The sequence below is a fragment of the Gluconacetobacter sp. genome (assembly GCF_047721585.1).
Classification (GTDB): Bacteria; Pseudomonadota; Alphaproteobacteria; order Acetobacterales; family Acetobacteraceae; genus Gluconacetobacter; species Gluconacetobacter dulcium.
Genome location: NZ_JBDNXE010000135.1, coordinates 1 through 9705 on the forward strand (window position 1 = coordinate 1; position 9705 = coordinate 9705).

Genomic DNA, 9705 nt, shown 5'->3' on the forward strand with positions numbered 1-9705 from the left:
GGCTGTGACGGCGGCTGTGACGATGGTTGGGGCGCGGCGGCCGAGGGCAGGAACGGCTGCATGATGCCCAGGGTGGACAATGTGAAGCCGGCGGCGTCGGCCGGGGAGGCCGGCACCGTCTCGTGCAGCAGGACCATGCAGAGCAGGGCGCCGAGGGGGCGGCGGCCCCGGTGCGACGAGCGGGCCGCCCCGCCACTGGTGTCGGCGACGGTTTTTCGGGAGAGAGCGTCTGAAGCCGGCATTCTGGAAGTCATGATGCGTATGATTTATTATATTTTTCAGGGGGGCCGCAATACGGTGCGCGTTGATGAGCGTGCTGGAAAGTTGTGACTCTCGCATGATGACCGCCGGGTGATCTGCTACGGATACGCTGTTTTATGGAAGGTGCCGTGCCATGCTTCTGATCGACGACCCCGCCATCATGGCCGAAGTGACCGCCATGTCCGACCGGTACGAGGCGGCGCTGATGGCCAATGACCTGGATGTTCTGGATGCGCTGTTTCGCGATGCGCCGGAGACGATCCGTTATGGCGTGGGTGAGGTGTTGTACGGCTTTGCCGAGATTGCGGCCTTTCGTCAGGGGCGCGTCGGCGGGTCGCCGCAGCGGCGGGTGCTGCGCCGGGTGGTGACGACCTTCGGCACGGATCTGGCGACCGTCAATCTGGAATTCCAGCGCGAGGGGGCGGCGCGCATCGGACGGCAGAGCCAGACATGGGTCCGCACCGATGAGGGGTGGAAGATTACCTGCGCGCATGTCTCGCTGATGGCGGATGGGTCCTGACGGTTCATTCGGGGCGGCGTGTGGTCGCCCGGCGGCGGTGCCCCGCGCGCCGCTCTTCCGCGCTAAAGCCGCTTTCTCACGTCTTGCGCGCCGCTCCCTATCGGAGCTTTTGAAACGGTCGCCTGGTCCGGTTCCGCGACCGGCCCGTTAAGAGGGGCGTGTGACCGGACAGCCCGAGCATGCCGCGCGGTCGGCTGATCTGTGCTGTTGTCTGCCGTCGTCGCGAGGATGCGCCTGAACCCGAGGGGTTCTCCCGGCAAGCGCGGTTTGCGCGCGGATAAGGGAATGCCCGGTTTATGGACGGGCCATATCGAGAATGGACATCAGGGCACGAGGGTCACCCCAGGCAAAAGGGTGGGACGCCCTTTGATGGCGGTTATCCATGAATGGATTTTATGGATAAATGAAATAAAATCATTTTTGCTCAATGATCCTCTCAGGCATAACAGCGTCCAATGCGTCTCGGCACTTCCGGCCTGAAAATTGCCGATTGGGAACTGTAAACACGTCAAATCCTCTACAGGTCAAAATAATGATCTGGGGGATTCTGCCAAAATGAGGTAAAACAGGAATGTCTCTCGAATTTACGTTCGCTATCAAGAAGACGAGATTTGATGACGATTACAGTCCTTCGAATGACACGCGTCTGACGACCAATTTCGCCAATCTGGCCAGGGGGGCGCATCGTCGGGAAAATCTGCAAAACGTCCTGCGGATGATCGATAGCCGTTTCAATTCTCTCGCGCACTGGGATAATCCGAACGCAGATCGCTATTCCGTTGAGATCGAGATCGTTTCCGTCGAGATGAATTTCGTTTTCAATGGGCAGAATAATGTCTTTCCGTTAATTGAGATTCTCAATACCTCGATTATTGACAGGATTGACAATCGGCGTGTCGCTGGAATGACCGGGAACAACTTTTCTTCCTATGTCCGGGATTATGATTTCAGTGTGCTTCTGCTGAAGCACAACCGGGACCTGCCGGAATTCCGTATTCCCGACGGATTCGGTGATCTTCATGGGAATCTGTTCAAATCGTTCATATATTCGGACACTTACAGGAATAGCTTCGGCAAGATGCCCGTCATCTGTCTGAGCGTCTCCAGTAACAGGATCTATCATAAAACCGGAAATTATCATCCGGTTCTGGGTTCTGAATATGAGCAGAGAGAATTTTCCCTGACCGACCAGTATTTCGGCAAGATGGGCATGAAGGTGCGGTATTTCATGCCTCCCTATGCCGCCGCGCCGCTGGCGTTCTATTTCTTTGGCGACCTTCTGTCGGATTATTCCAATCTGGAACTGATCAGCACGATCAGCACGATGGAGTGTTTCCAGAAGGTTTACCGGCCTGAAATCTACAATGCCAATGCTCCGGCGGCCGCACGTTATCAGCCGAGCCTGAACCATCAGGATTATTCGCTGACCCGCATTGTGTACGATCGCGAGGAGCGCAGCAGGCTGGCTGTCGCGCAGGGCAAGTTTACCGAAGAACGCTTTATCGAGCCGTATCAGGATCGTCTTGAGCAGTGGTCTGCTCGTTTTCCTGTCTGATCAATCAAACATACCAAGGCCGCAACCATGAAGACATTACTCCCGACCTCCACCGCCGGAAGCCTGCCCAAGCCGTCCTGGCTTGCGCAACCGGAAACGCTCTGGTCCCCCTGGAAATTGCACGGTGAAGAACTGAAGGAAGGCAAGCAGGATGCGCTGCGTCTGACGCTGGACGATCAGGATCGTGCCGGCATCGATATCGTCAGCGACGGCGAACAGACGCGGCAGCATTTCGTCACGACCTTCATCGAGCATCTCAGTGGCGTCGATTTCGAGAACCGCCAGACCGTCAGAATCCGTAATCGTTATGACGCGAGTGTGCCTTCCGTCGTGGGGGCTGTGACGCGCGAAAAGCCGGTGTTTGTCGAGGATGCCCGGTTTCTGCGCACGCTCACGAAAAAGCGGATCAAATGGGCTCTGCCCGGCCCGATGACCATGATCGATACGCTGCATGACGCGCATTATAAAAGCCGCGAAAAGCTGGCCTGGGAATTTGCCGGGATTCTTAACCAGGAAGCCAGGGAACTGGAGGCTGCTGGTGTCGATATCATTCAGTTCGATGAGCCTGCGTTCAACGTTTTCTTTGACGAAGTGAATGACTGGGGCATTGCGACGCTGGAAAAGGCGATCGAAGGGCTGAAATGCGAAACGGCCGTTCATATCTGCTACGGGTATGGCATCCAGGCGAATATCGACTGGAAAAATGCCCTGGGTGCGGAGTGGAGGCAGTATGAAGAGATCTTCCCCAAACTCCAGAGATCGAACATCGACCTGATCTCGCTGGAATGCCAGAATTCGCGCGTTCCGATGGATCTTATCGAACTCATTCGCGGTAAAAAGGTGATGGTCGGTGCCATTGATGTGGCAACCAACACCGTCGAGACACCGGAGGAGGTCGCCAGCACGCTGCGAAAGGCCCTCCAGTTCGTTGATGCGGACAAGCTTTATCCGTCGACCAATTGCGGCATGGCGCCTCTGTCCCGGCATGTTGCCACGGGAAAGCTGAACGCTCTGGGGGCGGGGGCGGAAATCGTTCGGAAAGAACTGTCGGCCTGAGCGTCGGGGTTTTTCGAGTGTGAGGATGATGCGCCCGTGAGTCTGGCGCGGCGTGGAGACCGGGGCCGTCTCCACGCGCTCTGATTGCCGAAGATCGGGATTTTCGGCAATATGCGCATGTTCTGGATGCCGTTCAGCGCGACCAGGGCAGAATGCAGCATGGGCAGCCAAACGGGTTTTCGTCGTGGGAAGCGTTGTCCTTCTGGTCGTCACAGATCAGGAGGATTTCGCCCTGCTTATGCCGGCTTCCGTCCGTCTGGGGCGATGCGTCCGTTACAATGTCGGCGGGAGACTGCGTGCTTTGCGGCTTGTCAGTCATTGCTGTCCGTTCCGTAATAGAGTTTGCCGATTTCAATGGCCGGGCGGCCCGTGTTGCGGCGATGCAGGTTGGTGTCCCTCAGCGAATAGGCGCAGCCGCAATATTCCTGCTGGTAGAACTGCTCCTGTTTGCTGATCTCGATCATGCGCGCGGAACCTCCGCCCTTGCGCCAGTTGAAGTCCCAGTAGGATAGCCCGTCATAGGGGGAGACGGCGCGTTGCCCGCAATCATTGATCTGCGCCATGTTTTTCCATCGTGAAATGCCGAGCGAACTGGTCATGACGGGGAAAGCATGTTCGTGCGCGTAAAGCGCCGTGCGCTCGAAACGCATGTCGAAGCACATGGTGCAGCGTATGCCGCGTTCCGGCTCCCATTCCATGCCTTTGGCGCGGGCGAACCAGTTGTCACGGTCATAGTCGGCGTCGATGAAGGGAACATTGTGTTTTTCCGCAAAGCGGATGTTCTCATCCTTGCGGAGACGATATTCCCGCTCGGGGTGAATGTTCGGGTTGTAGAAGAAGATCGTATAATCAATGCCGGACGCCGACATCGCCTCCATCACCTCGCCGGAACAGGGTGCGCAGCAGGAATGGAGCAGCACCTTCCTGTGTCCATCCGGTGGTGTGAGCAGGGGGCGGGAGCGTTCCGTCATGGGTGATTTCCTTGCGTTGCGGTTTCTTGTCGCCAAACCGGATATGGGCGCTGGCGGCGGTTCGGTGCGCACGACCTTTCAGGATCGCTCTCGCGCATCAGAGCACATTCCCGGTCAGGCTTTCGGCCGGTGCAGAGGCTTCCGTCGGGCGGAGCCCAAGAATATGCGCGATGGCGAAGGGCAGGTCAGCATGATTCAATGTCGAGAGATGAAATTCGTTGATTCCGTTGGCCTGCAAGGCCCGCACCTGCTCCACAGCCACGACGCTGGCGACGATACGACGAAGGTCTGGATTTTTCGCGGTGTCTTCAAACAGGTGTGTCAGCCAGGCTGGGACCGTCACGCCACAGAGCGCCGAGAAACGCGCCACCTGATCGTAGTTTGAAATGGGCATGATGCCCGGCACGATCGGTGCGGTGATGCCGGCCGCCATGCATCGGTCGAGGAAACGCAGGCAGGTTTCAGCGTCAAAGAAATACTGGGTGATGGCGCGTGTCGCCCCGGCATCGAGCTTGCGCTTGAGATTGTCGAGATCGAACGCCGGGCTTGGGGCCGCGGGATGGGTCTCGGGGTAGGCGGCGACGGAGATTTCGAAATCCGCGATGCGGCGCAGGCCGGTTACGAGGTCGCTGGCATGGGCGTAACCGCCGGGATGCGGGGTGTAATCAGCCGCGCCTGCTGGCGGATCGCCCCGCAATGCCACGATATGTCTGACACCGGCTTGCCAGTAGCTGTGGGCGATTTCGTCGATTTCCTCGCGGCTTGCACCGACGCAGGTCAGGTGAGCGGCGGGTACGAGATCGGTCTCCCGCTTCAGGCGCAGCACTGTCGCGCGGGTGCTGGCGCGTGGGCTTCCGCCAGCGCCGCAGGTGACGGAGACAAAACGCGGCGAAAGCGGCGCAAGGCGCCGGATGCATTGCCACAGGCGGTGCGCCTGCGCGTCGGTTCTCGGGGGGACAAATTCGAAAGAGAGAGCAGGGGGCGGCATGTCGAGAGCATGAGGGGAGAACGCGCCTGGGAGGGCTTGGGCTGGCCGGTGTTTCACGGTGTTGTTCATCTCGACGATATGAAAATATGAGAGTGGGACGGGGACTATTCGCCAGAATCGGGCTGAATTGCCGAAACCGTCGCAAGCGATGCCAGAGAAGTCCTGCCGACGGGCGGAGGCATTGCCATCATTGAGATCCGGATATGCCGATGTGTGGTCTCAGATAAGGGTTTTCGCCAATATATATAAATGATAATTGTTTATGGATGTATGAATTTGGTGCATATTTCCTGGTAAGACATGGCCATTCTTGAACGTAACCATCTGATGATCATACAGGAAGTCGCCAGGGAGGGGTCGCTCACGGCGGCGGGGGCGCGGCTGAACCTGACCCAGCCGGCGCTCAGCCATGCGGTTCGCAAGATCGAGATCCAGCTTGGTGTGAAGATTTGGCGGCGTGAAGGGCGGTCTCTGGTTCTGACGCAGGCCGGTCAGTGGTTGCTCTCGCTCGCCAACCGGTTGCTGCCGCAGTTCTCGCTGGCTGAAGAGCGGCTGGAACAGTTTGCCAATGGCGAACGGGGCACCCTGAAGATCGGGATGGAGTGCCATCCCTGCTATCAATGGCTGCTCAACGTCGTCTCGCCTTATCTCGAACGCTGGCCGAAGGTGGATGTCGATGTGCGCCAGAAGTTTCAGTTTGGCGGGATCGGGGCTCTTCTGGGCAATGAGATCGACATTCTTGTGACGCCTGATCCGCTTTATAAACCGGGCCTGGTTTTTACGCCGGTTTTTGATTATGAACTCGTGCTTGTCGTTGGAAGCACTCACAGGCTGTGTGACGTTAAATGTATCACGCCTGAACAACTGGCGGACGAGACGCTTATTACCTACCCTGTTCCTGCGGAGAGGCTGGATATCTATACCCAGTTTCTTCAGCCTGCCGGGATCGCGCCACGCCAGCAGAAGCACATCGAGACGACGGACATCATGCTGGTGATGGTCGCGCATGGTCGCGGCGTTGCGGTTCTGCCCCGGTGGCTGGTGGAGGAATATGCATCACGCTTTGATCTGCGGGCCATAAGGATCGGCAAAAACGGCATTGCGAAGCAGATTTTCCTTGGCCGCCGTGAGGCAGATGAGGATCTGCAATATCTCACCGATTTCATAAGTTTTGCCGCTGATCCCCAGGGATGAGGCGCCTGGGGACGAGGCCGTGCGTCTGGCCTGTTCCGTTCGGAAGATGAATATCCGTTTCTGTCGAGGTCTTTGAACGGATCAAAGTCTTTTTGCTTCTTTTTCTTCAGAAAAAGAAGAAGAGACGACCCGGTGACGCACGACTTCGCCGACCAGGATCAGCGCCGGGCTGCCGATGTTGCTGGCGCGGGCGAGGGGGGGCAGGGTGTTCAGCGTGCCGGTGAGCACGCGCTGGTCGGGGCGGGTGCCGCGTTCGATGATCGCGGCGGGCCAGTCGGGCGGCAGGCCGTGGCGGACGAGCATCGCGCAGAGGTCGGGCAGGGCGCTGACGCCCATATAGATGGCGATGGTCTGGCCGCTGCCGGCCATGCGCTCCCACGGCAGGTCCAGGGTGCCGTCCTTGCGGGCGTGGCCGGTGACGAACAGGCAGGATTGCGCGCAGTCGCGGTGGGTGAGCGGAATGCCGGCATAGGCGGCGCAGCCGCTGGCCGCCGTGATGCCGGGCACGACCTGGAAAGGGATGCCGGCTTGCATCAGGGCCTCGATTTCCTCGCCGCCTCGACCGAAGATGAACGGGTCGCCGCCCTTCAGCCGCAGCACGCGCTCGCCCATGCGGGCGCGGCGGATCAGTTCGGCGTTGATCTGCTCCTGCGGCATGGTGTGGCGGTCGCGCTGCTTGCCGACGAAAACCCGCGTGGCGTCGCGTCGCACGCGGTCCAGCAGGTCGGGGGGGAGAAGCTGGTCGTAGAGCACGGAATCGGCGTTCTGCATCAGGTGCAATGCGCGCAGCGTGAGCAGGTCCGGGTCGCCGGGGCCGGCGCCGACCAGCCAGACCTCGCCGGTGACGGGGGTGTCGTCCAGCAGGTGGTCGAGGATCTGGCGGGCGGTTTCGGTGTCGCCGCGCTGGGCGGCCTCGGCCCCTCTGCCGTCCAGGAAGGCTTCCCACACGCGGCGGCGGCGGTCGATGTCGGGGCAGCGTGTGACGACGTGGGCGCGGGCGTCGCGCAGGAAGCGGGCCAGGCCGTCCAGCCCGGCGGGCATGACGGCCTCGATACGCTCGCGCAGGCGGCGGGCGAGGACCGGGGCGGCGCCGCCGGTTGAAATCGCGATCCGTACCGGGCCGCGATGGATCTGGGCGGGGGTGATGAAGCTGGACGGCGTGGGGTCGTCGACCGCGCAGACCGGGATGTTCAGCGCGTCGGCGCGGGCCGCGACGGCGCGGTTGACGGTGCGGTCGTCGGTTGCCGCGTAGACCAGCCGGCAGCCGGGGAGCAGGGTGTCGAGCTGGTCGGGGTGGGCTTCGGCGGGGATATGGTGGATGTCTCCCGCGTCGCGCAGGGCCGTCAGCGCGTCGTCGAGCGTGGGGGCCAGCACCTCGACCCGCGCGGCGTGGGCCAGCAGCAGGCGGATCTTGTTGAGCGCGATCCCGCCGCCGCCGACCACCAGCACCCTGGCGTCGCGCAGGCGCAGGGCGATGGGGAACCAGCCGGGTTCGTTCGGTGCGCTCATGGCGTGTGTCCTGTGGGCTGTTCGGCTGAAGGTGGTGTGCGGCGTGTCGGCTTCGTCTTGCCCATGCTGCTGTGCCCGGTGGTGCGCTGCCGCATCGTTTTGCCCCGTCGTGCCCGTGCCTTGCGTGGTCGTTCGGGAACTGGTGCCTTCAATCCCCGATGATGGCAAGGTCGGGGCCCGGTGGGCCGGCGACAAGGGCGGGGGGAGCCCGTCTGGACATGCACGCCGGTAAGTGGGAGCGACCCGCCGGGGTGGTCCCGCCTGTGGGCTCCGCACGTGCCGCTTTATCGGATGGGCGATGCGGAGCGTGGTTCGCTGATGGCGGACGATGTGCTCCGGGCATGGTCTGTGCTGGCTGCGCCGCGTGTGAGCGTGGCGGAATGCCCATGCGAACCATGAATCGCTACTGCCATATCGCTACAGCCATCAGGCGGTTGCCCGAAAGGGCTGCGTCAGTCGGTCTTCTGGCCCGTGCCGGTGACGCGCCACACGGTGTTGCCGACATCGTCGGCGACCAGGAGGGCGCCGGATTTGTCCAGCGCCAGGCCGACCGGGCGGCCGTGGGTGTGGGCTTCGTCCTGCGTCAGGAAGCCGGTCAGCACGTCGCGGGGGGCGCCGTCGGGGTGGCCGTCGGTGAAGGGGACGTAGATGACGCGGTAACCGCTCTTGGGCTTGCGGTTCCATGAGCCGTGCTGGGCGACGAACAGGCCGTTGCGCCAGGCTTCCGGCAGGCTGCTGTTCTGCGAGAAGGCGATGCCGAGCGAGGCGGTGTGCGGGCCGAGCGCGTAGTCGGGGGCGATGGCGGTGGCCACCAGGTCGGGCCGCTGCGGCTTGACGCGGACATCGACGTGTTGGCCGTAATAGCTGTAGGGCCAGCCGTAGAACGCGCCCTCCTTCACCGCCGTGATGTAGTCGGGCACCAGGTCGCTGCCGATTTCGTCGCGTTCGTTCACCGCGACCCACAGGGCGCCGGTCTGGGGCTCCCACGCCAGCCCGTTGGGGTTGCGCAGGCCGGTGGCGTAGGGGGTGAGCTTGCCGGTGGCGATGTCGAACCGGTCGATCCGGGCACGGCCTTCCTCGACCTCCATGCCGTTGTCGGCCACGTTGCTGTTGGAGCCGACCGTGACGTAGAGAGTGCTGCCGTCCGGGCTGGCCAGGATGTTCTTGGTCCAGTGGTGGTTGTAGCCGGCCGGGAGGTCCACGGCTTTCTCGCCCGGTGCGTCGATGTGGGTTTCGCCCTCGTGATAGGGGAAGCGGACCAGCGCGTTGGCGTTGGCCACGTAGAGCGTGTCGCCGACCAGCGCCATGCCGAAGGGCGAGTAAAGGTGGTCGAGGAACACGCTGCGCTGGTCGGCGACGCCGTCGCCGTCGGTATCGCGCAGCAGGATGATGCGGTCGGGGCTTTTTCCGCCCGCGCCGACCTGGCCCATGACCAGGCCGGCGATGCGGTTCTTCACCGTCCTGATGTCGGTGCCGGGGGACTCGGATTCCGCCACCAGGATATCGCCGTTGGGCAGCTTGTACAGCCAGCGGGGGTGGTCCAGGCCGGTGGCGAAGGCATGCACCGCCAGCCCTGCCGCCGGGGTCGGGGCCTGCGTGCCCTGCCAGCCGATGGGGGTGGCGATGTTGACCGTGGGCATGAAGGTGGGGT

9 protein-coding genes are annotated in these 9705 nt (G+C 61.8%); 4 read left to right on the forward strand and 5 right to left on the reverse strand.

Annotation, left to right across the window (positions count from 1 at the left end; translation table 11 throughout):
* Positions 1-242: hypothetical protein (locus ABF821_RS17705; protein ID WP_415531015.1), on the reverse strand; the 242-nt coding region annotated here is incomplete at its 3' end.
* 152 nt (positions 243-394) lie between these two features.
* Between ABF821_RS17705 and hpxZ the strand changes: the two genes are divergently transcribed.
* From hpxZ to ABF821_RS17720, 3 genes are all read left to right on the forward strand, one after another.
* Entirely contained in the window at positions 395-781 is a 387-nt protein-coding gene (gene hpxZ / locus ABF821_RS17710) for an oxalurate catabolism protein HpxZ (protein WP_183008550.1), read from the forward strand.
* Positions 782-1352: 571 nt separating this feature from the next.
* Positions 1353-2336 carry a DUF1852 domain-containing protein gene (locus ABF821_RS17715; protein ID WP_415531016.1) on the forward strand — a complete coding sequence of 328 codons (984 nt, stop codon included), beginning with the start codon at positions 1353-1355 and terminating at the stop codon, positions 2334-2336.
* Between the two features lie 27 nt (positions 2337-2363).
* Entirely contained in the window at positions 2364-3392 is a 1029-nt protein-coding gene (locus ABF821_RS17720; protein ID WP_183008548.1) for a methionine synthase, read from the forward strand.
* A 311-nt stretch (positions 3393-3703) separates the two neighbouring features.
* Here ABF821_RS17720 and ABF821_RS17725 read toward each other — a convergent pair whose 3' ends face one another.
* Positions 3704-4363: an epoxyqueuosine reductase QueH gene (locus ABF821_RS17725; protein ID WP_183008547.1), complete on the reverse strand. Its 660-nt coding sequence runs from the start codon at positions 4361-4363 to the stop codon at positions 3704-3706.
* A gap of 97 nt (positions 4364-4460) precedes the next feature.
* Positions 4461-5351 (reverse strand): methylenetetrahydrofolate reductase [NAD(P)H], encoded by an 891-nt coding sequence (gene metF, locus ABF821_RS17730; RefSeq protein WP_415531017.1) that lies wholly within the window; start codon positions 5349-5351, stop codon positions 4461-4463.
* A gap of 300 nt (positions 5352-5651) precedes the next feature.
* Here metF and ABF821_RS17735 point away from each other — a divergent pair, with 300 nt between their 5' ends.
* Entirely contained in the window at positions 5652-6545 is an 894-nt protein-coding gene (locus tag ABF821_RS17735) for a LysR family transcriptional regulator (protein ID WP_182974178.1), read from the forward strand.
* Between the two features lie 81 nt (positions 6546-6626).
* On the opposite strand, the gene cysG is transcribed toward ABF821_RS17735, so the two are convergent.
* Both cysG and ABF821_RS17745 read right to left on the reverse strand, forming a co-directional pair.
* A complete protein-coding gene (gene cysG / locus ABF821_RS17740; protein WP_415531018.1) occupies positions 6627-8054 on the reverse strand; it encodes a siroheme synthase CysG in 1428 nt (475 codons plus the stop codon).
* A gap of 452 nt (positions 8055-8506) precedes the next feature.
* On the reverse strand, positions 8507-9705 hold a 1199-nt coding region (locus ABF821_RS17745), incomplete at its 5' end, for a PQQ-dependent sugar dehydrogenase (RefSeq protein ID WP_415531019.1).